Genomic DNA, 23865 nt, shown 5'->3' on the forward strand with positions numbered 1-23865 from the left:
CGATGAGGGTGTGTCAGTCAAAGAAGAGGTGACTGGCAGACCGCTATCGCGAGCAGGCTCGCTCCCACAAGGGGTTTTGCATTTGTTCAGATGTTGAGTAGTTGCAGACGCTCACGAACCGAAGCCTCGATCCCGGCCTCATCCAGCCCGCACTCGGCCAGCATCTGCGCAGGCTTCGCGTGCTCGACGTAACTGTCCGGCAAGCCCAGATGCAGCATCGACTTGAGGATGTTTTCACGTGCCAGGAACTCGCTGACCGCGCCACCGGCGCCGCCCATGATCGCGTTCTCTTCGATCGTCACCAGTAACTCATGGCTGCCGGTAATGTCGCGAACCAGGTCTTCATCCAGCGGTTTGACGAAACGCATGTCGACCACGGTTGCATCCAGCGTCTCGGCGACTTTCAGCGCCTCGGCCAGTTGCACGCCGAACACCAGCAGGGCGACTTTGCTGCCCTGGCGACGAACCACGCCTTTGCCGATTTCAATCGGCTGCAAGTCTTTCTCGATCGTTGCATTCGGGCCGGTGCCGCGCGGATAACGCACCGCCGCCGGGCCGTTGAACAGGTGACCGGTGGTGAGCATTTTGCGCAATTCGTTTTCGTCGCTCGGGGTCATCACCAGCATGCCGGGGATGCAACGCAGGAACGACAGGTCGAAGCTGCCCGCATGGGTCGGGCCGTCTTCACCCACCAGCCCTGCGCGGTCGATGGCGAACAGCACGTCGAGGTTTTGTACCGCGACGTCATGGATCAGTTGATCGTAACCGCGTTGCAGGAAGGTCGAATAAATCGCCACAACAGGTTTCGCGCCTTCGCAGGCCATGCCGGCGGCGAGGGTCACGGCGTGTTGCTCGGCAATCGCCACGTCGAAGTAACGCAGCGGGAAACGCTCGCTGAACGCCACCAGATCGGAGCCTTCTTTCATCGCCGGGGTGATGCCCACCAAGCGCGGATCAGAGGCGGCCATGTCGCATAGCCATTCGCCGAACACACCGGAATACTTCGGCCCACCGGATTTCTTCGGTGCAGCGGCCGGCGCATCAACGGGCTCAAGCTTGGTGATGGCGTGGTAACCGATCGGGTCGATTTCCGCCGGGGCGAAGCCTTTGCCTTTCTTGGTGACGACGTGCAGAAACTGCGGGCCTTTCAGATCGCGCATGTTGCGCAGGGTGGCGATCAGGGTCGGCAGGTCGTGGCCATCGATCGGGCCGATGTAGTTCCAGCCCAGCTCTTCGAACAGCGTGCCGGGAACCAGCATGCCTTTGGCATATTCTTCGGTGCGACGGGCGATTTCCCAGGCGCCGGGCAGGCGCGACAGGACCTTTTTGCTGCCTTCACGCATGCTGGCGTAAGTGCGACTGGAAAGGATCTTCGCCAGGTAGTTCGACAGCCCGCCGACGTTGCGCGAGATCGACATGTCGTTGTCGTTGAGGATCACCAGCATGTTGGCGTTCACTTCCGGCGCATGGTTCAGCGCCTCGAAGGCCATGCCCGCGGTCAATGCGCCGTCGCCGATCACGGCAATGGCCTTGCGATCACTGTTCTGCAGGCGGGCGGCAATCGCCATGCCCAGCGCTGCGCTGATCGAAGTGCTGGAGTGGCCGACGCCAAAGGTGTCGTACTCGCTCTCGGAACGACGCGGGAAGGCTGCGACGCCGTCCTTTTGGCGCAGGGTGGCCATGCGCTCGCGACGGCCGGTGAGGATTTTGTGCGGATAGGCCTGATGACCCACGTCCCACACCAGCCGGTCGTCCGGGGTGTCGAAGACGTAATGCAACGCGATGGTCAGCTCGATGACGCCCAGGCCGGCACCGAAATGCCCGCCGGTCTGACCGACCGTGTAGAGCAATTCCAGGCGCAACTCATCGGCCAGGGTTTCCAGCTCGGCTTCGCCTAACCGGCGCAGGCCGTCCGGCGTGTTGGCACGGTCGAGCAGGGGCGTGGTCGGGCGATTGCGGGGAATCTCATGAAACGTCGTGGGCATCAGGCGAATCGTTATAGGTATAAAAGATGCGGCAGTTTACCTGATGCATCGCCCCCTGCCCACGCGTTGCTTTTAACTTGGCGGATACGCCGTCAGCTGCGCCGCTCGACGATGTAGCGGGCCAGATCGCGCAACGGCTCGGCTGCCGCGTCAAACGGTCGCAGTGCGTGCAGGGCCTGATCGCGCAGTTCCAGGGCGTAGGCCTTGGCCGCGTCGAGGCCGAGCAGGGCCGGGTAGGTCGGTTTGTCGCGCGCGATGTCGGCACCTTGGCGTTTGCCGAGGGTTTCGGTATCGCTTTCGACGTCGAGAATGTCGTCCTGCACCTGGAACGCCAGGCCGATGGCCTGTGCATAAGTCTGCAAGGACTTCAGTTCGTCCTTCTCGGCACGGCCGCTGGCCAGGGCGCCGAGTTTGACGCTGACCTCGATCAGCGCGCCGGTCTTGTGCCGGTGCATGGTTTCGAGGGCTTTTTGGTCAAGTTTCAGACCGACCGAACCAAGGTCGATGGCCTGACCGCCGACCATGCCGGCCGGGCCTGCCGCCAATGCCAGGGCGCTGACCATCTGCAGGCGGAGGTGATCTGAGGTGAGAGCCGCGTCCGACGTGCTCAGGCGCGGGTCGAGCAGGGCGCTGAACGCCAGGCTCTGCAAGCCGTCACCGGCAAGGATCGCGCAGGCTTCATCGAATTTTTTGTGAGTGGTCGGCTGGCCGCGACGCAGATCGTCGTCGTCCATGGCTGGCAGGTCGTCGTGTACCAGGGAATACGCGTGAATCAGCTCCACCGCGCAGGCCGCGCCGTTGGCTTGCTCAGCCTTGCCACCGAGCGCTTCGCACGCGGCGTAGGCCAGGAGCGGGCGAACCCGTTTGCCACCATTCATCACGCTGTAGCGCATGGCTTCGTACAACCGCGCGAGCTCAGGGCTCGGCGCGTTGAACAGGGTTTCCAGTGCAGCGTTGACGCGGGCCTGGCTGGTCGCCGAATACGCAGCAATCATTCCGGCTGATCCGCGTCGAAGGGTTCCTCGGCCAGCTCGCCATCACGCTCGAGCAGCACTTGAACCTTTTGCTCGGCCTGGGCCAGCGCCGCCTGGCAATCGCGGGTCAGACCGATGCCTTGCTCGAAAGCCGTCAGCGAGTCTTCCAGCGACAATTCGCCGTTCTCCAGTCGCTCCACCAGCGTTTGCAGGTCAGCGAGGGATTGTTCGAAATCCAGTGCAGCTTTTTTGCGGGCCATGGCGGCTATTTCCGGTTGACGTTAAACCGGCGCGACACTAGCAGACATGGGGGTTATGGGCAAATGAGGGCGGGTTTTTGAGCCTTGATCCCAAGTTGAAAACACCCCTTGTGGCGAGGGAGCTTGCTCCCGCTGGGTCGCGCAGCAGCCCCAAAACCATTTACCCAGGGTTTTCAGGAAGACCGCATTCAGCCATTTACGGCTGCTGCGCAGCCGAGCGGGAGCAGGCTCCCTCGCCACAAAGGAATGTCGCTTCTGTGAGTGATGGGGATTATTCGGCTCATCTCGTGAGCCGAATAAACTCGCTATTCGGCTCACGGACTCAAATGAGCGTGATTCCTACCGCAAATATAGATGTATCCGATTGTTAAAAAACCGCCAAATGGCTAACCTTCGCGCCTTCTACGACCCAATAGTCACGGGTCTTTCTGACGAAACGCAGTTTTAGGATCTGTAACGCGCCGAGGATCGGGTGCAAGGTTTCGTTATGCATGGCAGGAGGCGTCACATGCGTTCATTTCTTCTGGTGCTGATGGCGTTGGTCTTCGCGACCGCTGCCTGGGCCGAGCCGACGGCTGAGTTGTCGGAGCCGGTGGGCGGCTGGCGCTTCAACGGCCTGCTGGACCGCAGCGAATATCCTCAAGTCGCCTATCCGACGCCGCCCATCGACCGGGGCGTGCAGCGCAATCGCACGATGATCCAAGGCCAGCTCAAGGCCATCGGCACGCAACGCGGGCCTCATACGCTGGCCGTCAACGGCAATCCCCTGAATCTGTACACCGACGACCAGGGGCGATTCGCCCGGCCGTATGCGTTCGGCGCCGGTTCCAACAGCGTCGAAGTGCGCAGCTCTGAAGGCAAATCGCTCAAGCGCGTTCAATTCTATGAAGCCAACAACCTGCGCACCCCGGCGCGGATTCGCGTGGTGCTGGGTTGGGATGACCCGAAAGCCGAACTCGATCTGCACATCATTACCCCCGACGGCCAACACGCGTTCTGGGCTCGCCCGGCGATGAGCAATGGCGGCGGGTTGGATCCGGACGGCGTCGATGGCCCCGGCCCGGAAATGTTCACCATGACCGCGCCGATGCATGGCACCTATCTGGTTTACGTGAACTATTGGGGCAACTTCGGCAGCGGCGGCTATAACTTCGAGGAGACCAGCAACCAGAACGAGGTGATCACCTCGCAGATCAACCTGGTGCTCAACGAAAATACCGTCGACGAAAAACGCGAGACCTTCATCGTGCCCCTGCGGGCCATCGGTGACCTGCTGCTGGTCAAGACTTTCAACTATTAAGCATCCCGCTCCACGGATGACATCGGGTTTTGTGAACATGAGCGATAACACTGTTTCTCCGGCCGCCGAAACGCCAGCTGCCAAAACTCCTCGCCGCTGGCCGGCCGTTGTGATCGGGCTGTGTCTGGTCGCCGGCGTCGCGGCCGGCTTGGGCTGGTTCATGCACAAACCCAAGACGCCACCGGCCGAACTGGCCAGCGACAAACTGGGCATGAGCCGCCCGGACGGTCTGCTCGAAACCCATTCCCTGAGCCAATTGCCCAAAGACTTGCTGGCGGTGCCGTTCCTCAAGGAAACCCTGACCGAGGATTTCGTCTTCTATTACGAAGCGCATGCGGATCGCCTCGGCCTGATCGGCAGTCTGCGGCGGATCATTTACGAACATGACCTGAAGTTGCAGGACAGTTTGATCGAGCAGCTCTTCGATCAACCGGCGGATGTGGCGTTGTGGCGCGGGGCGGACGGCCGGCTGAAAGACTTTTTGTTGGTGATGGATCGCGGTGGGCTGGCCAAGGTGCTGGAGCCGCTGGCGAAAGTGGCGCTGGATGATTCGCAGCTGACCACCGTCGCCACAGTGAAAGTCGGCACCGACGATGTGACGCTTTATCAACTCACTTACAACGCCAGCAAGGCGCTGCTGTTCGCCTCCCATGGCGACAAACTGGTGGTGCTGTCCACCCCGACCAAACTCTACGATTCAGAAGGCGGAGCTTCGGAAGAACCGGGCAGCGTCTCGACCCAGTCCATCGCCGCCTTGCTCAACGGTGACAAACTGTTCCCCGAAGCCTTCGGCCTGCCACCGCGTGCGCCCGAGGTGAAACAACGCCTGTCGGTCAACGCGAGCGTCCTGGCCATGGGTTACCAGCGTTTCATCCCGAATTTCGCCGGCCTGCGCTTCGACATGGACGACAAGGGCTGGCACAGCTTCCTCGCCATGGACGAACTGGACAACCAGCCGGACTTCGATTTCAAACCGATCTGGCAAGCCATGCCAATGGGCGCCAGCGCTTGCGTGGCCCTGCCGCTCGCCGCCGAACAGCAGAAACCGCTGCTGGTGAAACTCGGCGCCGAAGAATCCGTCGCCCAGGCGCTGACCGAACACATGGCCGGGGCCGCCGGGCTGTGCTGGTACGCCGATTCGCGGTTGTACACGCCGTTGCTGGTGGCCAGCCTGAATGACGACGACAGCGCCAAACTCGACGGTGACTTGGGCAACCTGTTCGGCTCGATGGTTGGCGCCTATGAAGGCAACGTCGAAGAACACGCGTTCCCGGTGGTCGAGAAACAGGAAGGCCAAAGCCATCAGTGGCAGCGTCAGGTCAGCTCCAACTTCGGTCCCTACAAAGCCAAGGACGCCGAGAACCCTGACGCGATCACCGGCAAGGCGTTCATGAAAGTCAGCCTGGCGCGTCACGGTTCGACGTTGCTGTTCTCCCTCGATGACAAGCTCGTGGACAAGGCCCTCGGCACCCTCGACAAACGTTTCCCGCCGATGGCTGATGTGGTACCGAAAGACCTGCTGATGCCGGTCTACTTCGGCCCGGAATCCATGGCGCAACTGATGCAGCAGGAAACCCTCGACAGCCTGCCGCAGGACATGGAGCCGGTGTTCTACAACGCCGCGCAAACCTACTTGATCCCGAAACTGCGCAAGCTCGGCGGCTACGGCAAGTACGCCCTGACTTTGCCCGAAGGCAGCGAGCCTGACGGCCATTGGCAGTGGCTGCCGCTGGAGTGGAACGCGCTGTGACCGCACTTATCCGAGGCCTCGGCCTGCTGGCGATGTTGCTGGGCAGTCGCGCGTTTGCTGGAGAAGCCGCAGCGCTGGATCCGCAGCAGTCCCAGGTGTTTCGCGCTTGGTTCGTGCGCATCGCCCAGGAGCAGCTGACCCAAGGCCCCAGCCCGCGCTGGTATCAGCAGGACTGCGCCGGACTGGTGCGCTTCGCCGCCAACGAAGCGCTGAAAGTCCATGACGACAAATGGCTGCGCAGCAATGGCCTGAGCAACCGCTACCTGCCGCCGGAGCTGCAATTGAGCGAGGCCCAACGCAGCCTCGCCCAGCAGTGGCAGCAGGGCGGCGGCAAGGTCGGGCCCTACGTCAACGCGATCAAGTTGATTCAGTTCAACAGCCATCTGGTCGGTCGCGATCTGGCGCAAGCCCGACCCGGCGACCTGATGTTTTTCGATCAGGGCGACGACCAGCACCTGATGATCTGGATGGGCCGCTTCATTGCCTATCACACCGGCACCACCACCCCCACTGACAACGGCATGCGTTCCGCGAGCCTGCAGCAACTCATGACATGGAAGGACACCCGATGGATACCCGACGCAGCCAACCCCAACTTCATCGGCGTCTATCGACTGAACTTTCTCTCCCAATGATCGGTGCCCGCATGTTGCGTTTCCTGCCTCTGCTGTTGGTTTTGGTGCTGCCGTTTACGGCGGTCAACGCCGAAGACACCGTCGAGCCGAGCGGCTACACGCCGGTGGCCGGTGAAAGCTTTTTCCTGCTGGCGGACAGCAGTTTCGCCAGTGATGAACAGGCGATGGTGCGTCTCGAAGCGCCGGGACGCGATTACCGTCGGTTCCGCATGGAGCCTTACGGCGGCGCCGACATTCGCGTGTATCGGATCGACAAGCCGCTGGATTTCCTCAAGCGCCAGAAGAACCTGCACCGCGTGGTCAGCGACGGCCAGTTCAAGGGGGAAGGACTGTCGAATACGCTCGCGTACCTGTGGGACAACTGGTACCGCAAATCCCGTCGGGTGATGCAGCGGGCGTTTTCCTACGAGTCCCGTAAACAAGTCACCGAGGAAGTGCCGGAACTGAAGATGGGCTCCGCTATTGCCGCGCCAACGCCCTACGACGCTCAGCCGCAATTCGCGCTGATTCCGGGTTTGCCGGTGGTCAGCCAGTTCCGTTATCCGCTGTGGCAAGCCAAACCGATCCAGCCGCCAACCGGTGTGAATCTGGCCGGTTCTTCCAGTGAGTTCGTCAGCGTCGCGCCGGGCAACGTTTACATTCCGCTGGGCAATTTGAAACCCGGTCTGTACCTGGTGGAAGCGCTGATCGGCAAGTACCGTGCGACCACCATGGTGTTCGTTTCCAACACTGTGGCCGTGAGCAAGATTGCCGGTGATGAACTGGTGGTCTGGGCTGCGCGCAAGCACGAAGGCAGTTCGGTGCCGAAGGTCAATGTGCTGTGGACCGATGGCCTTGGCGTGATGAGCAGCGGCGCCACGGATGCCGATGGTTTGCTGCGCCTGAAACACGTCAGCCCCGAGCGTTCGTTCGTGATTGGCGAGGACGAAGAGGGTGGGGTGTTTGTCTCCGAGAACTTCTATTACGACAGTGAAATTTACGACACCAAACTCTATGCCTTCACCGATCGGCCGCTGTATCGGCCGGGGGATTGGGTGTCGCTGAAAATCGTCGGTCGCGAGTTCAAGAACGCCCGGGATTCCGTGGCACCGACCGCTGCCGACGTCAACGTGACGGTACTCGATGCCACCGGCACGGCACTGCAATCGCTGGCGCTGAAGCTTGATTCCAAGGCAGGCACCCAAGGCCGATTCCAGTTGCCGGATAACGCCGTGGCCGGCGGTTATGAACTGCGTTTCAGCTACAAGGACCAGGCCTACAGCAGCGCCTTCCGCGTGGCCGAATACATCAAGCCGCATTTCGAAATCTCGCTGAACCTGGCCAAGCAGGATTACCGAACCGGCGAACCGGTCAAGGGTAGCCTGGTGCTGCTGTACCCGGACGGCAAGCCGGTGGCGAACGCAAAATTGAGCCTGAGTCTGCGCGCCCAGCAACTGTCGATGGTCGACAACGAACTGCAATACCTCGGGCAATTCCCGGTGGAGCTGACCAGCACCGAACTGACCACCGACAGCAAAGGCAACGCGACCCTCGACCTGCCGGCCGCCGAGAAACCGAGCCGTTACATGCTCACCGTGTTTGCCAGCGATGGCGCGGCGTACCGGGTCAAGACCACCAAGGAAATCCTCATCGACCGTGGCGCCGCGAGTTTCCGCTTGAGTGCACCGCAGCGCTTCAGCGCAGTGGGTGACAAGGTTGCGTTCAGCTATTTGAATGAGGGTGGCAGCGAGCAGGCCAAAGCCGTCATGCCGGGCAGCTACAGTTGGGTGCGCCTTGAAGACCAGAGCACTGGCGAAGGCAAACTCGCCGCGACGGATAAAAGCTTCACCTTGGCCTTCGACCGTCCAGGCACCTACAACCTGACGTTGAAGGATGACCATGGCCGAGTCGTCGGCGCCACCGGCCATTCGGTGACCGGCGATGGCGTCAAAGCCGTGCCCGGCACCGTGGAAATCGTTCTCGACAAACCCGAGTACAAGGCGGGCGACGAAGCCCTGGCGTTGATCACTTTCCCTGAGCCCGTCAGCGATGCATTGCTGTCGCTGGAGCGTGACAAGGTCGAGTCCACGGCGTTGCTGTCCAAGGGCGGCGACTGGCTGAAGATGGAAAAACTCAGCGACACCCAATACCGCGCGCGCATCCCGGTGAAGGACACCTTCGCGCCGAACCTGACCTTCTCGGTGCTGTACACCAAGGGTGGTCAGTACAGCTTCCAGAACGCCGGGATCAAGGTGATCGCGCCGCAGATCGACGTGGCCATTGCCACCGATAAAGAGGCGTATCAGCCGGGCGATACCGTGTCGGTGGACCTGACTACCCAGTTCGCCGGCAAGCCGATTCCGGCACACCTGACGGTCAGCGTGGTCGATGAAATGGTCTACGCGCTGCAACCGGAAGTCGCGCCGACCATCGACCAATTCTTCTATCACCCACGCCGCAACAACGTGCGCACCAGCGCCAGCCTGTCGTTCATCAGCTACGACGTTGCGTTGCCGGGCAGCCCTGGCGCACCGGGTAAAGCCAACCGCAGCGAGCGCGGGGTGAAAGTGCTGGAGCGGCCGCGCCGGGAAGACGTCGACACCGCCGCGTGGGAACCTGAGTTGATCACCGACGCCAACGGCAAAACCCGCTTCACCTTCAAGATGCCGGACTCGCTGACCCGCTGGCGCATCACTGCCCGAGCCATTGCCGATGACGGCCAGGTCGGGCAGAAGAAGCAATTCCTGCGCTCGGAGAAACCGCTGTACTTGAAGTGGAGCGGACCGACCCAATTCCGCAATGGTGACAAACCGGATCTCGGTGTGTTCGCCTTCAGCCAGGCGGAAAAACCGGTCAAGGCCGAGTTGGTGATCCATTACGGCGGCGCCGAACAGCGCGTGCCGGTGACCCTGAACAACGGCATCAACTACATCGCGCTGCCGGCGTTCACGTTGACCTCCGGCGAGTGGACCGCCGAACTGGTGCAGGACGGCAAAACCGCCGACGCCCTCGCCGTGCGCCTGACCGCGACCGGCGAAGGCTGGCAGGTCACGCAAAGCCAAAGCCTGGACGTGGCCAGCGGTGACACGCCGTTGACCTTGCCGGTGGACGCGACGGATATTCGCCTGCGTCTGGATGACAGTCCGCAAGCGCTGTTCCGCTCGGCGCTCGATGATTTGCTGAGCTATCCGTACGGTGGCGTCGAACAAACCGCCAGCCGTTTGCTGCCATTGAGCATTGCGTACCCGACCTTGTCGTCGAACCCGCAGATCCGCGATCGCTTGCGCCTGATCATGCAAAACAGCCGTCTGCGCCTGGTGCAAATGGCCGGGCCGTCGGCGAGTTTCACCTGGTGGGGCATGGCCGGCGAGCCGGATGCGTTCCTCACTGCCTACGCCTATTACGCCGACTGGCACGCCAGCAAAGCGCTGGAACTGAGCCTGCCGCCGGAGCATTGGCAGCGGGTGCTGGAGGTGTATTCCAAGCAGGCGAAAAACACGCCGTTGCTGCAGCGTGCGCTGATTCTTTCGTTCGCCAGGCAGATGCAATTGCCGGTCAACACCTTGCTCAGTGGGTTGATGGATGACCTGGCGAAAGCAGGCGAGGGCAGCGCGGCGAATCTGATGGAAGATGGCGAGGACAGCCTTGTCATGAGCGATCCTGATTCGGCGCTTGGCTTGGCGACTGCTCGTGCGCTGACTGCCTCGTTGGCGAAGCAATCGAAGGTGACTCTGCCGGACGCATTCAATCGTCAACTGCCGGATGCCCAGCAGCGTTTGGCGGTCAGTTCTCAGCCATTTGCCGAAGCCTTGAACCTGTCGCTACAGCCCTTCGATCAGGCTCGTGCGCAAGCGTTGTTGCAGCGTTTGCTGCCGCAGCAATCGACCCTGGAGCGCGCTTTGGCGCTGACCTGGTTGCAACGCAGCATCGAGCAGGCCTCGCCCACCATCGCACTGGCGCCGGGTGAAGGCTGGAAAAAACAACACGGTGCTACCGGTGAAATGTACTGGACGTGGCAGGGCGCTTCACCCGTACCGGCGGTGTTGTCGCTGACCGGGACGCAAGAACGTCCGTTGCGAGCGGCATTGAGCTTCCAGACCAAACAACCACCGGTCGATCCGATGGCCGTGACCATCACCCGTCGCCTGTCGCGTCTGGTGCCGGGTGACGAAGCCTTCACCTTCAAACTGGAAGCCGTCGGCACCCAGCCGTTGTCCAGCGACAGCCTGTACCTGGACGAAGTGATCATCACCAGCAAAGCCGCCAAACCGCTGCGCTACGGCATGCTCGAAGTGCCGCTGCCACCGGGCGCCGATGTCGAACGCACGACGTGGGGCATCAAGTTGATGGGCAAGGCCGGCACGGAAGCTACCGCGTTGGAGAAAGCGCGTTTCGAGCCGGGCCAGATGGCTTATGCGATTCCGGTCGATGCCTTGAGCGGCGAACTGCGCCTGCGTCATCTGGTGCGCTTCTCGCAGAAAGGCCAATTCAACCTGCCGCCGGTGCGTTTCACTCAGGTCTACGCGCCGCAGCATCAAGCCCAGGAACAGAAACCGGCCCTCGGCCAGGCCACGGTCAACTGACATGACCCGACCGCTGGTCTGGTGGCTGCTGTGTTTGATCCCTGCGCTGGCGACAGCGCAGGAGGAGCCGCTGCGTCTGGGCTTCAAGGGTGAGTTGATTTCGTTAAGCCAGACTCAAGTGATTTCACGTGAGCCATTGCCTGCTGATGTGCAGGCACCGCTCGGCAGTTTGTGGAAGTTGTTTGTGTACGGCTGGCTGGTGGACACCGGCGCTCGTGAGCCCGCTTACGAGTGTCGCGGGCAGTCGAAAGAGGAAGTGTATTGCTGCGCTGCTGGCGGCAAGATCGAGCGCGATCAGGCGTTGGTGAAGTCATGTGGCTTGTACTTTGAGCCTGCGCGATTGGGTATTTCTGAGGCTGGCTGGCGGGATTATTGGCAAGCACGGCAGGCGCCGGAATGGTTGCTGAACCTACCTTCGTTGCAGCCTTCTACGCGAGTTTCCGTGGCTGAATTGCTGAAAGTGCTGGCCGTGATGCCGGCGCAGGATCAGGCGCGGCGGGTGTTGCTCGATGTGGTGCTAAGCGCCGCTGACGGCAATGTTGTCGGCGAACTCGGTGGCCGGTTGCGGGTGAAAACCTGGAGCTGGTTGGGCGATCAGGACCCTGCGTCGCGTCAGGGCGGGTTTGCCGGATGGACGGCGGACGGTACGCCGATCTGGGCGGGTGGCCGGGGGACCAGTCAAATGGTCTTGCGTCACTACGGAGGGGTGTTGGCTTCTGTGTTGCCGGTTGAGTGGCCTTTGGATGCGGGACGTTGCGTCGAAGTCGGTCTGTTTTCCCGTTATCCGATCGGGCGTGTTCTTGCGGGGGATCAGGTTGTTTCTTCCGGGGCTCTGCAGGGCGACTATCGCGTCGAATTCGCCAATGGCAATCAACTGGATATCCACAGCGACGGCGAACTGTTTTTGCTGAAGGGCAAACTCGTCGCTCGACTCGACCGTGAAGAATACGTCGCCCGCGTCCTGCAAAGGGAAGCCAAACCCGAACCCATTGAAGCCGCCAAAGCCCTGGCTGTCGCGATCAGAACCTATCTGCTACAAAACGCCACCCGCCACGGCGACTGCCTGAGCATCGACGACAGCAGCAACCGCCAACGCGTCGCCCCACGCCCGGCCACCGCCGAGTCACGTCACATCGCCGCCTGGACCAGCGACCTCGTCCTCGCCGGCACCAGCGTCACCTATCACTCCGACCAACCCGGCCCGGACAAACTCTCCTGGCAGCACGCCATCGAACAAGCCAACGCCGGCCAGCGCTACGACGCCATCCTGCTGCACGCCTACCCACGCGCCAGCCTCAGCCGCTGGGACAACCCCGTCGCCTCCTGCGAAGCTCTGCCCGCCGCGCAAGACTGGCTACTAAAGCAACGCCGCGGCTGGCGTGCGCAGTTGGAAAGCGAGGTCGGCTACAACGACGTCAGCACTTTCGCCGTCTGCCGCCTGGCCTTCGGGCGCCCCTACGTCGACCGCGAACGCCAGCGCATCTACGTGCGCGGCGTGCTGTCACTGCAAGACCGTCTCGACCTGACCCACGAATACCTGCACCTGGCCTTCGAAGCACACCCCAACGGCCAGGATGAAACCTACATCGAAGGGCTCGCCCGCCACCTCTTGCTGGAATAGGCCATGAAACTCCGTTATCCACAGGTCTTCCTGTTCCTTTGTTCTTTTTGTGTATTGCCCGCAGTTTTTGCGGCTGAGAGTGGCGTGAAACTCAATACGCCCGTTGGTGGTTGGCGCACTGGCGCGTCCGAAGGTGAAGGTGAAAACTTTCGTCAAACCGTTAACTATCCAGCCTCCTCGGTGAACACGCCGGTCGGCCAAGCCAATACCGCCCGTATCACCGGGCAGATCAACGCCACGCCAAAGTCCAGAGAACCTGGGCGGTTGATCGTCAACGGCGTCAGCATGCCGCTGAAGATTGATCCGTCTGGGCGTTTTGATCGACCGTTCTCGTTTCCCAATGGCAGCAACAGCGTTGAAGTTCGCAGCCCTGATGGGCAGCAACGGGCTCGGACGCAGTTTCTTAATGTCAGTGGTGGGGCTACGCCGGCCAAGTTGCGCGTGCTGCTGGCGTGGGACAGTGATGGGACGGATCTGGACCTGCACCTCATCACGCCTGATGGCGCCCACATCTGGTACGGCGACCGCGCTGTTCCCAATGGCGCTGCGCTCGATGTCGACGTGACGACGGGATACGGCCCGGAAATCTTCGCCATGCCGGCGCCAATCAAAGGCCAATACCTCGTCTATGTGAATTACTTCGGGGGTGGGTATCGGAGTGATGAGGACGGGCAGGAAGAGGCGGTTCAAGCGCTGACGACGGCGCAGGTGACGGTGATTACGGAGGAAGGGACGCCGAATGAGAAGATGGAGACGTTCCTGGTGCCGATGCGGGCGGTGGGGGAGTTGACGTTGGTTAAGGGGTTTAGTTATCCGTGAGGAATTGTGCAGCAGCTTGCTGCACTATTTACTTTTTCCGGGCATTAAAAAGCCGGCTTGTGGGCGGCGTTATTTTTGCGTTTCAGCCTTATTTTATTGACAATGTTAGCTTTCATTATTTTTGTCCCCCCATTTGTCCCCCCAGCCTGAATGCGCGTTTACTATCTCTCGGTTAGTACAGATTGCTACGTATGCGTCCGGCCATCACACCTTGCGTGACTAGACCGTTTGCCACGTATGCGGCAGCAATTGGTCGACTTCACTCACCAGCTGCGTCGGCAGGCGCGTGGGAACATTTTTCAGATACTCGTCCGGATCATGTCCATCCAGTAGAGCAGACTGGATCAAACTCATAATCGCAGCCGCCCGTTTGCCGCTGTGCAACGAACCTGCAAAGAGCCAGTTCTTGAGCCAAAGTGCCCACGGTCTAATTTGGTCCACCGCCCAATTATTATCAATGGGTACGGCTCCACCATCGAGGTAGTGCTGGATGATCATTCAGGCATGCAGTGTACTCATCACCGTTGCGGACACCATGCCCTTAATGCTGGAGTACGAAAGGTCTTTCCCAGTACTCTTTCGATATTTTTAGGTTACGCTTCGCACCATACTGCACCAAAGAAAAAACTGGACTAGCCGGCTTGTTTCTGAACCACAAGGCAGAGCGCAACATGACTCTGTAGGCGACCGCAGGTTGGTGAGACCAGCACCACGAAATGGTGAGATTATGGGTGAATGGCGAATAGTTTTACTGAGCTGCAACCCGCAAAACTGACACAGCAGCCTCCTATTCGCACAAAATCATGGATGTCCTTAAGGTTGTAGACGGATCAATACAACAAATGAATTCGAATAATTTTCATCCTCTAAAAGCTCACTGGCCCCTGTTGTATCAACATGCATCGTTTGCCGAACACTACGTGTTTTCAGACCCGCACACGGCCGCCATCAAACTGCGCTGTTTCGCTGAAGTTCTGGTTGGCACTCTCTACAGTGAGCTCAGGCTTCAGAGCGAACCGACCGATGGCTTTTATGAAAAGCTCAAATCGCCGGCATTCCGGGAGGTTGTCGGCGACGCCGTCCTCGAAAAACTCCACGCCCTTCGGATGCTTGGCAACAAAGCCGCCCACGGCAACTCGATGGGTGCGGATGTCGCCGTTCTGCTGATTGAGGAGGCGTACCTGATCGGCCAGTGGTTCTACAAGACCTACAGCGGGGAATGTCTCGACGGGTATCCGCCCTACACTGCTCCGACCAAACCCTCGGAGCCTCTGGCAGAACCAGGCAAGACAGGCGAAAACCTTGCCAAACAGTTGGCCGCTGCAAAAGAGGAATTGCGCCTTTTGGAGGCTGCGGAGAAAGCCACCCAAATCGCAACCCTACATCAGACGGTTGACGAGGCTAAACTCCGCGATTTCAAAAACTCAGCCGCGCGGATCAGCGAAACCATCGATTTCAAATCCTCGCGCACGCGCAGGCTGATAAGCATTAACGACGCCTTCGCTGGGTATTCATTGACAGACGGGCAAACGGAGCTGGTTAGCCGGCTGGAACGATTCCTCGACAACAATGAGCAAAGCGTGTTCCTCCTCAAAGGCTACGCGGGCACCGGAAAAACCTTCGTCACCAAGGGTTTGACCGAGTACTTTCGGGCGATAGGCCGAAACTACGTGCTTGCCGCCCCGACCGGCAAGGCGTCCAAAGTAATCGCCAGCAAGACAAAGTCGCCCGCTTACACGATGCACAAGACCATCTACTCGTTCGACGATATTTCCGAGTACCGCGACGCCGACATGGACGGAACCGAGACGTTCAAGTTCTACGCTAAAGTGGCGGTGAACAGCCTTTCAGCCGATACGGTCTACATAGTGGATGAGGCGTCCATGATTGCGGATGTCTACCAAGAGGCAGAATTCTTTCGTTTCGGCACGGGATACCTGCTGGCCGACTTCCTCAAGTTCGTGAACCTGGACCACAACGACCACAGCAAAAAGGTGATCTTCATCGGTGATGACGCGCAGTTGCCACCGGTGGGCATGAGCTTCTCGCCTGCTCTGGACGCGGATTACCTATTGCGAATGCATCACACGCGTTCGACCGGGTACGAACTGTCAGAGGTGGTTCGGCAAAAATCGGAAAGTGGCGTAATCGCAAACGCGATACCCATTCGAAAGTCTTTGCAAGCCAAGGTTTTCAATCAACTGAAGATCGATTTCGACCATCCCGACGTCCAGAAGGTGGAACACCAGGATCTGATGTTGCGCTACATCGAGTCCTGCGGGGGCAAGATCAACGGGGAATCCATAGTCATCGCGCATTCAAACTCCGATGTTGGGGACTACAACCGCCAAATCCGGGAGCATTTTTTTCCAGGCTGTCCGCAGATTATGCCCGGGGACAAGGTCATGGCCGTCTCCAACAGCGACGCCTGCGGGGTATTCATCTCCAACGGTGATTTCGGCTTGATCCGCCAGGTGCTTTCGTCCCCTGAGACACGAACCGTTAAGCTTAAAAGGAAAGCCCCTGACTCGGGAAAAGTCGAGGAAATACCGGTTGCGCTAACGTTTCGCGATGTAGTGGTCGGCTTTAAAGACCTGGAAGGCGTTGCCCGTTTTTTCCAGATAAAAATCCTGGAGGATCTGCTTTACAGCAAGGAGCCCGGCCTCTCGTCCGATCAGAACAAGGCACTCTATCTGGACTTCTGCATTCGCAATGATCGCATTGAGAGGAACAGCGCCGAGTTCAAACACAAACTGAAAACCGATCCATATTTCAACGCACTGAGACTCAAGTTCGGTTACGCGATCACCTGCCACAAAGCGCAAGGCAGCGAATGGAATCATGTGTTTGTGAAATCCAGGAGCCACCAAAACCAGCTGACAGCAGACTATTTCCGCTGGTTCTACACCGCCATCACGCGCACGGCAAAGAACCTTTATTTGCTCGATCCGCCGAACCTGCAACCGTGGAGCGGCATTAAAATCGTTTCGAATCCTGCTTTGGAGTTACTTCAAGCCCCGAACCCGCTGAAGGATTCTCTTGCCATGCCCGCCAGCCCACAGCAGCCGTCTGTGGCCCTTGCTCTGCAGGACTGCGACACATTTGGCATTCCCCCGACGGCGTCGTTTCTGCTCTCGTTGCTGGCCGAGGTCCTCAAGCTGATCGACGGCCATGGCATCGCCATTGAAGAGGTGCTCCACAATCAATACCAAGAGGTTTACCACTTCAAGCGAGAAGCAGAGTTTGCCCGGATAGACATCGCCTACAACGGCAAGAACAAGGTTACCGGCGTCGCTGCCCCCCGCCTTACGGATTTGGGCGCCGAGCTGACAGCTCTACTCGCTCCGCTCAAAGGCAAGCCGCTGTTTGCGGGCACAGACTCTCCGATTGTCGAGATGCGTTTCGCCAAGCCATTCCTGAACGATTTCCACGAGAAAGTTCTCAGCCTGTGCGGCGAGAGCGGCATTACCGTTCAGAAGGTTGTAGAGCAGCAATGGTGCCAGCGATACAGTTTTGCCAAAGATGGCGCGGTCGCCGTTTACGATGTCTGGTACAGCGCGAAAGACCAATTCACCATATGCCAGCCACTGATCAGCGCCTGCTCGCCAGGCTCGTTGGTCGGTGACGTCGGCTTACTTCTTACAAAAGGAATGCAGGGGTGATTACAAACAAGGAGGTTTTCGCCAAACGCAAAGAAGGTGCGATCGATGAAGCATATCGAATGGCACTGGAACTGATGGGGGCACCCCAGGTTGATGACTGGGATCGGAAAGCATTCTGCTGGACCCTGATCGACCTCATCAAGCGGGACGCCAAAAGCGGGAACCAAGAGGACCTGCCCCACTACCGCAAACAACTGGAAGACAGCAAAGTCTCCCTCTCAGACGAAGTGCTCGCCAAGGGGATTCGTAATGCCCTGGCGCTGTGCAATTCCCACGGGCAGCAGATCAGCCAGGCGAAAGCCTTCAGCAAGGAAGGCCAGCATGCGCAAGCAGCTGCCGTTTATCGCACGGTGTGGGCCGACGGCGCCGCCGACAAGGAAACCCAAACTGACCTTGGATGGGCGTTGTTCAAGCACTCCAAGGAGTTGATGGCGGCCGACAGCGTTAACCTCGCAGCCGTCAAGCGCAACCTGCACGACTATCTCAAGCTGGATATTGAAAAGCCTTCGCTGCTGCACACGTGCGTACTTCAACTTGCCGCGAAACTCGCAGGGCAGGACAAATTGAGCATGCTTGGCTTTTCGCGCCTGTGGAAATTGGAAAATCTGCGTGCGGAGGATTTCGAGCGCTACCGAGCGGAGGACGGCAAGGAATATCCGTCCTTGGCGGAGAAGGTCATCCAGCAGGCAGGTAAGGAGGCCAGCGCCTCAACCAACGCCGAAGACCAGAATTACATGATTCCCCATATCAACGCGGCAATCGAACGATTCCCCGACAACCTGTGGCTGAAACTCGACAAAGCGAAAGTGCTCTTGTCCTTGGGCGCGCATGACGAGGCCTTAACCTTCGGGCTCCAAGTCGCCAAGGCCAAGGCAAACGACTACTGGGCTTGGGGGTTGCTGGGGGATATCGTTTCTCGCAACGACCAGCAAGCGGCGCTCGGCTGTTACTGCAAGGCACTGTCCTGCCCCGCCGATGACAAATTCACGGGAAAAATCAGGCTCAAAGTCGCTCAACGAATGCTGGAATCCAATGACTTGTCCGCCGCCAAGCGCGAAATCGAGACGGTTATCGCTTCCAAGGAGAATGAGGGCTACAAAATCCCCGAAACCGCGGCTCAACTCGCTTCTCAGCCATGGTTTGCCGAAACGCAGGCCAGCGCTTCAAATCGCGCCTTCTATCAAACCCATGCGGCTGCTGGCGAAAGTCTGCTGTTCAGCAACTTGCCTTGGCTTGATGCCAACATTGGCGAAAAATTTACGGTTCCAGGCAAAGAGGACAAGCCAAAGCGCAGGTTATACCTCAAGACCACCTCTATCCCGACAGAGGTGACCATTTCCGAATCCAAGGTTGGACGCAAGAAGCTGGCTCCGGGCACTGCGGTGAGGATCAAAGGCGAGTTTGACGACAATCAGAGGTTCAGGTTTTTCGTGCTGGAAGACAGGCCATCCGAAACGCTTTGGGATATTTTTCCGGAAAAAACAGGTGTGATCGACCACGTCAATAAAGACAAACAAGTCCTGCACTTCATCGTCGACCGTGAGATAGAGGGTGTAATCCCTTTTTGCGAACTGTCCGGTTCTTTCGTCGAAGGAGACTCGATAGGTCTAAGGCTATCCCGATATACGTCAAAAAAAGGCCAGGGGTTTCGTGTGCATCAGGCTTGGTCGACCGACAAACAGCCAGATGCACATGTCAAAAAGACATTCTGTGAGCTGGTACGCGTATCCAACGGCATGGGTTTCACCGAATCCGACGTCTTCGTTGCACCCCCACTCGTGACAGAGCACGGAGTCGAGGATGGCCAGAAAATATCTGGCAGAGCCGTGCTGAGCTACAACAAGAAGCGGGCTTGCTGGGGGTGGAAAGCCGTTTCGATTGACGCGGAATGACTAGTCCGTTGCTGGGAAACTGCCAAAAGTTTAACTCGAGTCTCAGCTTTGTTAGTGGCCAATTGTCCCTGTATGTCGATTCCAGCCCCCACGTCAGTCGGTAGGTCCGGGAACTCCTGAGCTTCCCTTTTTCCCATCGAACTCATTTGGCGTCCTGCCGGTAAGCGTCTGCCTAACACACCTTGCGTGATTAAACGGCACACACCTGCGTGGCAACAGCTCGGCAATGCCATTACTGTTTCATCAACCCCGACAGCACTTTTCCGACCACTGCGCGCCGCAGTTGGAGCATGGCTGATATCTGACGTCTTCCTCCTTCTGCAGGGGTGTGAATTGTTTGCGCAGATAAATATGCTGATCGTTATAGGTCTTTAGTAACTCACCAGGAACGGTATCCCAGCGCTCGCAGTCATTGGTCACATTGGCCTGAACCACGAGTTGCTTTGGGCCTTTGATATCAATGCGCAGGTTCACGCGGTTTTTTTTTTGCTCCGCATTGGCGGGCTGTTCATTGACCACCAGCGAGAACTCAAGATCGTAGAACTGAGTCTCGACCGTATCCTTCTGGTCGTTGGAAATCGCGCGCGTATGCAGGATCAGGTTGTCGTCAATAGTCACGGTCAGCTCGATGCGCTCACCCAACGGCGGGAACGCCGGATTTACTTCCACTACCAGACTGCCATAGGTGGTTCTGGGGTCTGCAGCCGCAGACTTCTGGACCATTTGGGGGCGCTTGAAGGTAAAGATGGCCTTACCGTCACGCGGGTCAGAACAGTACATCGACTGCCTCTTCTGAATGGACTCACCGCGCAGTGGTAAGCGTGTTCCTTCATGAATGATGGTCAACAAAGAGTTCCTTGCCTCGACCAGTTCGAAGGGTTTTGCCAGTGCCAATTGCAGGTTGTCATGGGCGATCCAGGCGGCACCTTCTGAGATGATACGGTCGCCTTTTTCGGAAATGTGCAGGGCAGAAACACCGAAAATTTCTGTCAGCTTGCTCTTTATAAGCGGCATGTTGACTAGGCCGCCAGTCGCAAGGCAGAGCGATAGGGTTTGTGGGTCGACATCGGCCTTGTCAGGTGCGAGCAGGGCATCGATCTCATTGATGCCCTGGTTGATCAATCTGGTGCAGACTTTTTCAAGCTCATAGCGCGTGAGCCAGATATCGATTTCGGTTTCTTCGGCGCTCTCGCCTTGATAGTAATCTGGCAGAAAAATATGTGTTTTTTCACGCGTGGAGAGTGTGATCTTGGCACGTTCGCACTGGGTGAGCAGTTTGGCGCGCATTCCAGGGTTGACCGACAGCTTTTCCTCGGCGGTCCAACCAAATTTGGCCGCATGTTGATCGGTGACGTAGGAGAGGATGGCATCATCCAGATAGTCACCGCCAACCGAATTGTTGCCCCGGTTGAGGATCTGCACCAGAGCACCATTAACTACTTTGCACAATGTGAGATCCAGTGTTCCGCCACCCCAGTCAAATACTAGGATCATCCTGTCCTCATAGAAAGACAGGGCGTCGTGAGTGTTATCCAGATCCTTGAAATAGCCATACAGGGCCGCAAGCGGCTCATGTACAAAGGTATCGACATGCACGCCCGCCTGCAGCAGCGCTTCGCGCAAGTCCTGACGACCTCGTCCATCCAAGGCTACCGGGATGGTCACGACTGCGCGGGTAAGGTCGGCTACCTGCTCTTCGTCCGATGCGCGGGCATGTTCAATCAGGTGATTGATGTAGTCGGCAATCACGCCAACAGGTGTCATCACCCGTCCATCGACGTTCACATGCTCCTTACCCAGCAGTTTTTTCGGGCCGCGCACGGTATTACCCAGAACACCTATGCCCAGATGCTCTAGCTTGTCGCGTGCACGCCGGCCACAGATTACCTGGTCGCCCTCGTAACGCACTACCGAGGGATGCGGGCGCCCCGTGTCATCAAACGAGGAGATCTTGCTTTCGCGGGTAACGACAGAAATTAGGCTGTTGGTGGTGCCGAAGTCGATGCCTATTCTTTGAACCATTTGATATCCCTTTCGATGCTTTCTACAGCCAGTTCAATATGATGCGCGGCAACTTCCGTTTTCGGCTTTTCGCGTTGCAAGGCCGAGAGTGAGAGCTTAAGCGGTTCTAGCACATCTTCAGTCAGCAGGTTGAAAGCTCTTGCTTTGACCTGCCCAGTGTTGTCGCGCAAGTGGGTGCGTTTGGCCCGCTCGTCCAACTGCTGCTCCTCAAGCATGTGCTGCAGTTGGCTGATTTCCGCCTCCATTGCAGAAATTCGCTGAGCTTGCTCTGCAGTCGTCCGCTTATGTTCAGTTAGTCGCGTCCTGAGCCGCGCAGCTTCTTGCTCGCTATGCTCAAGTGCAGACTGCAGGCGTTTGCCATCGGTAATCTGCTCGTTTGCCCGTTGCTTGAAGTAGTCGAGCGTGTCGGCCAGCAAGCTCTCGTGCTTGGCATACCGCTCAGCTAGATAAAGGGCAACGTCACGATTGCTCCTATTACGTGATTGGCGTTTCTCAAGCAGCTCTGTGAAAAACACGATCGCCTGAGAGGGATCGCTTTTGCCGTTGGCAAGCAGCCAAAGCCCACCGATCAGTAGCAGATTGTCGCGCTGAATGGCTAGTTCGGTCGGGGTCAAGATTGTCGAACCAGCAAGGGTGTCTGTTGCGCTGTCTGTCAGCAGTGGTACAACTGGCAGGGCCCGCACATGTTCGATCCGCCTGCTGTATAGCGCTGTAATGGCATTGCACAGGAACCGTTGCGGGGTGGAGTCGAGACCCTTATCTCCGTCCAAAATATCCTGAAACAGGTCATGCGACTCACGATGCCAGTTGATCCACAGAACGCTGGCAAGCCGAACACAAAAAGTCAGTAAAACATGACGCTGTGCGCCGTCACGACATTTGCTGGTAGCGCCAGCGCATTGAGTTGCGGGTCAGTTTTCCTCGCATCCTGAGCCACTTTATCCGCCAGATGAGCATCTAGTTCAGCGGCGGCTTGGCAACTGACTATGGCTCTGAAGTCGGCCTGGCTCAGGATAGCTGGCTTGATGTTCTTATCTTTGTCCACGCTGATTGCGAAGATCTGCGAAATAATCTCTGCGATCGGTTTGGCCTCTGTAGCTGGCTTCTTTTTTCTAGCCGGCTTGGCCTCAGCTGCCTGCTGTTGTGGCAATGCAGTATCTGATTCATGTCCGGTCATGGATCATTTCTCTCCAGTAAGGGTGTTGAACACGTCATCATGCCTGAGCTTTTTGCGGTACTTTTCGACCGAGGCCATGTCCTCGACCACCACCGCTTTACGGAAACACAGGTAGTTGAGCTTGCTGGTATCCTGCAGCGACCGGTACTTGGCGGGTAACCAAGTGATTCGTTCCTCGATATCTGCCAGCGTCGAATCGGAAAAGGATGGAATCAGATTCGCAAGAATGAACTCAGAGGACTGATCCACAGGCAGTTGCGCATCTGGCGATGCGAATGTACTACTGACTAAATCGTCACCGCAGAAAAAGGCGATAGTCCTGTCCAGATCTGGTAGACCTGAGGCTCTCTGCATCAAACTGAAGTCGTTTCTATTGAAACGGATCACGGCGCGCACAGCCGCTGCAAGCGGCGTAGTGTAATCTCTCAGAGAATCCAGTGCCTGATTGAAGCGTTTGTCGAAATCTTCGAACGTGGTGATGTCAGATAGGTGGTCTTTGGCTTTCAAACCGTGGAGGTAGCGCACCAGTCCGTCTACGTATCGGCTGACGGTGTCGCAGTATTTGACGGAGGCAGTGAATGCCTCGAGCAAAGGATCGGCAATACTGCCGGTAGAAAATTGCGCCCTGAAGGCCTGATCAACCTCAGCCAGTTGCTGAGGGTCGGCAATGCACACTTCAATCTTGAGGCTCTTTTCCAGCGTCTCATTGGCATAGGTGACACTAAAAAAGCCCCTACTTACTGACTTCAAAGCCTGAGTCAGTTCAGTGATAGAGCCAAGTGGCTGGCCGTTGAGTTCAATCTTGCTAACATTGCGTGCACCAATGTCGCCAAGCTGGATCGGTGCATTGATCAGCAGGCGTGTGGCGCCGAGCTCACGGTCACGATAGAACATGGTTGGATTGAGCAGTGGGTGCTCAAGTTCGTGCTGTTCGCGTACGGCAATCGACTTGAAAACCTGGTTGCAATAACGGCATGTATAGCGAGTCGGCAAGGCCGAGGAGCCTGGCTCAGTGCCTCTTTCCCATAATCGGTCCAGACCTGTTTCCTGAATCCATCCCAACGTTGGCATACCGGCTCCTTGATTCGCGAGTGCATCTGTCGTAGACCCAACTCCGAGATTAGGCAAAATGCCATCGTTCTGTCCATGACTGTTAGCTGGTTAGCCCTCTTAACAGACAGCCTGGAACCATCGAATGAGTACGGT

15 protein-coding genes and 1 pseudogene are annotated in these 23865 nt (G+C 58.2%); 8 read left to right on the forward strand and 8 right to left on the reverse strand.

Going from position 1 to position 23865, the window contains the following annotated elements; translation table 11 throughout:
- Nucleotides 1-86: 86 nt before the first annotated feature.
- The 3 genes from dxs to QMX98_RS09050 form a co-directional block, all read right to left on the reverse strand.
- A complete protein-coding gene (dxs, locus tag QMX98_RS09040) occupies nucleotides 87-1985 on the reverse strand; it encodes a 1-deoxy-D-xylulose-5-phosphate synthase (protein ID WP_282410593.1) in 1899 nt (632 codons plus the stop codon).
- A gap of 92 nt (nucleotides 1986-2077) precedes the next feature.
- A complete protein-coding gene (locus QMX98_RS09045; protein WP_010467332.1) occupies nucleotides 2078-2980 on the reverse strand; it encodes a farnesyl diphosphate synthase in 903 nt (300 codons plus the stop codon).
- Complete coding sequence (locus QMX98_RS09050; protein WP_007894317.1) at nucleotides 2977-3219, reverse strand: exodeoxyribonuclease VII small subunit; 243 nt, start codon at nucleotides 3217-3219, stop codon at nucleotides 2977-2979. The genes QMX98_RS09045 and QMX98_RS09050 overlap by 4 nt, the downstream gene beginning before the upstream one ends.
- Nucleotides 3220-3727: 508 nt before the next feature.
- On the opposite strand from QMX98_RS09050, the gene QMX98_RS09055 reads away from it, so the two are divergent.
- Genes QMX98_RS09055 through QMX98_RS09080 form a run of 6 tightly spaced genes read left to right on the forward strand, consistent with a single transcriptional unit; the run spans nucleotide 3728 to nucleotide 13906 of the window.
- Nucleotides 3728-4519: a DUF2135 domain-containing protein gene (locus QMX98_RS09055; protein ID WP_102593818.1), complete on the forward strand. Its 792-nt coding sequence runs from the start codon at nucleotides 3728-3730 to the stop codon at nucleotides 4517-4519.
- Between the two features lie 37 nt (nucleotides 4520-4556).
- The gene (locus QMX98_RS09060) at nucleotides 4557-6269 is read left to right on the forward strand and encodes a DUF2138 domain-containing protein (RefSeq protein ID WP_282410594.1); all 1713 of its coding nucleotides are present in this window, start codon (nucleotides 4557-4559) and stop codon (nucleotides 6267-6269) included.
- 32 nt (nucleotides 6270-6301) lie between these two features.
- On the forward strand, nucleotides 6302-6904 hold the full coding sequence (locus QMX98_RS09065) for a DUF1175 family protein (protein WP_186353740.1): 603 nt from the start codon (nucleotides 6302-6304) through the stop codon (nucleotides 6902-6904).
- Nucleotides 6901-11466 (forward strand): alpha-2-macroglobulin, encoded by a 4566-nt coding sequence (locus QMX98_RS09070; protein WP_282410621.1) that lies wholly within the window; start codon nucleotides 6901-6903, stop codon nucleotides 11464-11466. Before QMX98_RS09065 ends, QMX98_RS09070 begins: the two co-directional genes overlap by 4 nt.
- Nucleotide 11467: 1 nt before the next feature.
- Entirely contained in the window at nucleotides 11468-13087 is a 1620-nt protein-coding gene (locus tag QMX98_RS09075; protein WP_282410595.1) for a DUF2300 domain-containing protein, read from the forward strand.
- A 3-nt stretch (nucleotides 13088-13090) separates the two neighbouring features.
- Entirely contained in the window at nucleotides 13091-13906 is an 816-nt protein-coding gene (locus tag QMX98_RS09080; RefSeq protein ID WP_282410596.1) for a DUF2135 domain-containing protein, read from the forward strand.
- 219 nt (nucleotides 13907-14125) lie between these two features.
- Here the strand turns inward: QMX98_RS09080 and QMX98_RS09085 are convergent.
- Nucleotides 14126-14389 (reverse strand): annotated as a pseudogene (locus QMX98_RS09085) (transposase domain-containing protein); the annotation flags it as partial.
- A gap of 359 nt (nucleotides 14390-14748) precedes the next feature.
- Here QMX98_RS09085 and QMX98_RS09090 point away from each other — a divergent pair.
- Together QMX98_RS09090 and QMX98_RS09095 are read left to right on the forward strand one after the other, a co-directional pair.
- Nucleotides 14749-17568, forward strand: coding sequence for an AAA family ATPase (locus tag QMX98_RS09090; protein ID WP_282410597.1), 2820 nt, complete (start codon nucleotides 14749-14751; stop codon nucleotides 17566-17568).
- A complete protein-coding gene (locus QMX98_RS09095) occupies nucleotides 17565-19460 on the forward strand; it encodes a hypothetical protein (protein ID WP_282410598.1) in 1896 nt (631 codons plus the stop codon). The genes QMX98_RS09090 and QMX98_RS09095 overlap by 4 nt, the downstream gene beginning before the upstream one ends.
- A 243-nt stretch (nucleotides 19461-19703) precedes the next feature.
- Here the strand turns inward: QMX98_RS09095 and QMX98_RS09100 are convergent, their stop codons facing one another.
- The 4 genes from QMX98_RS09100 to QMX98_RS09115 form a co-directional block, all read right to left on the reverse strand.
- A complete protein-coding gene (locus tag QMX98_RS09100; protein WP_282410599.1) occupies nucleotides 19704-21482 on the reverse strand; it encodes an Hsp70 family protein in 1779 nt (592 codons plus the stop codon).
- Nucleotides 21467-22096, reverse strand: coding sequence for a hypothetical protein (locus tag QMX98_RS09105; protein WP_282410600.1), 630 nt, complete (start codon nucleotides 22094-22096; stop codon nucleotides 21467-21469). The genes QMX98_RS09100 and QMX98_RS09105 overlap by 16 nt, the downstream gene beginning before the upstream one ends.
- 230 nt (nucleotides 22097-22326) lie before the next feature.
- Nucleotides 22327-22659 (reverse strand): hypothetical protein, encoded by a 333-nt coding sequence (locus QMX98_RS09110; RefSeq protein ID WP_282410601.1) that lies wholly within the window; start codon nucleotides 22657-22659, stop codon nucleotides 22327-22329.
- A 3-nt stretch (nucleotides 22660-22662) separates the two neighbouring features.
- Nucleotides 22663-23730: a hypothetical protein gene (locus QMX98_RS09115; RefSeq protein WP_282410602.1), complete on the reverse strand. Its 1068-nt coding sequence runs from the start codon at nucleotides 23728-23730 to the stop codon at nucleotides 22663-22665.
- Nucleotides 23731-23865 lie beyond the last annotated feature (135 nt).

The organism is Pseudomonas sp. PS02303 (assembly GCF_029959925.1).
Classification (GTDB): Bacteria; Pseudomonadota; Gammaproteobacteria; order Pseudomonadales; family Pseudomonadaceae; genus Aquipseudomonas; species Aquipseudomonas mandelii.

Excerpts from the sequence above, each read along its gene's own strand:
- QMX98_RS09070 (WP_282410621.1), top strand. The coding sequence starts at position 6,901 with ATGATCGGTGCCCGCATGTTGCGTTTCCTGCCTCTGCTGTTGGTTTTG.
- QMX98_RS09050 (WP_007894317.1), bottom strand. The coding sequence starts at position 3,219 with ATGGCCCGCAAAAAAGCTGCACTGGATTTCGAACAATCCCTCGCTGAC.
- QMX98_RS09060 (WP_282410594.1), top strand. The coding sequence starts at position 4,557 with ATGAGCGATAACACTGTTTCTCCGGCCGCCGAAACGCCAGCTGCCAAA.
- QMX98_RS09115 (WP_282410602.1), bottom strand. The coding sequence starts at position 23,730 with ATGCCAACGTTGGGATGGATTCAGGAAACAGGTCTGGACCGATTATGG.
- QMX98_RS09100 (WP_282410599.1), bottom strand. The coding sequence starts at position 21,482 with ATGGTTCAAAGAATAGGCATCGACTTCGGCACCACCAACAGCCTAATT.
- QMX98_RS09080 (WP_282410596.1), top strand. The coding sequence starts at position 13,091 with ATGAAACTCCGTTATCCACAGGTCTTCCTGTTCCTTTGTTCTTTTTGT.
- QMX98_RS09055 (WP_102593818.1), top strand. The coding sequence starts at position 3,728 with ATGCGTTCATTTCTTCTGGTGCTGATGGCGTTGGTCTTCGCGACCGCT.
- QMX98_RS09045 (WP_010467332.1), bottom strand. The coding sequence starts at position 2,980 with ATGATTGCTGCGTATTCGGCGACCAGCCAGGCCCGCGTCAACGCTGCA.
- QMX98_RS09075 (WP_282410595.1), top strand. The coding sequence starts at position 11,468 with ATGACCCGACCGCTGGTCTGGTGGCTGCTGTGTTTGATCCCTGCGCTG.
- QMX98_RS09090 (WP_282410597.1), top strand. The coding sequence starts at position 14,749 with ATGAATTCGAATAATTTTCATCCTCTAAAAGCTCACTGGCCCCTGTTG.
- QMX98_RS09065 (WP_186353740.1), top strand. The coding sequence starts at position 6,302 with ATGTTGCTGGGCAGTCGCGCGTTTGCTGGAGAAGCCGCAGCGCTGGAT.
- dxs (WP_282410593.1), bottom strand. The coding sequence starts at position 1,985 with ATGCCCACGACGTTTCATGAGATTCCCCGCAATCGCCCGACCACGCCC.
- QMX98_RS09110 (WP_282410601.1), bottom strand. The coding sequence starts at position 22,659 with ATGACCGGACATGAATCAGATACTGCATTGCCACAACAGCAGGCAGCT.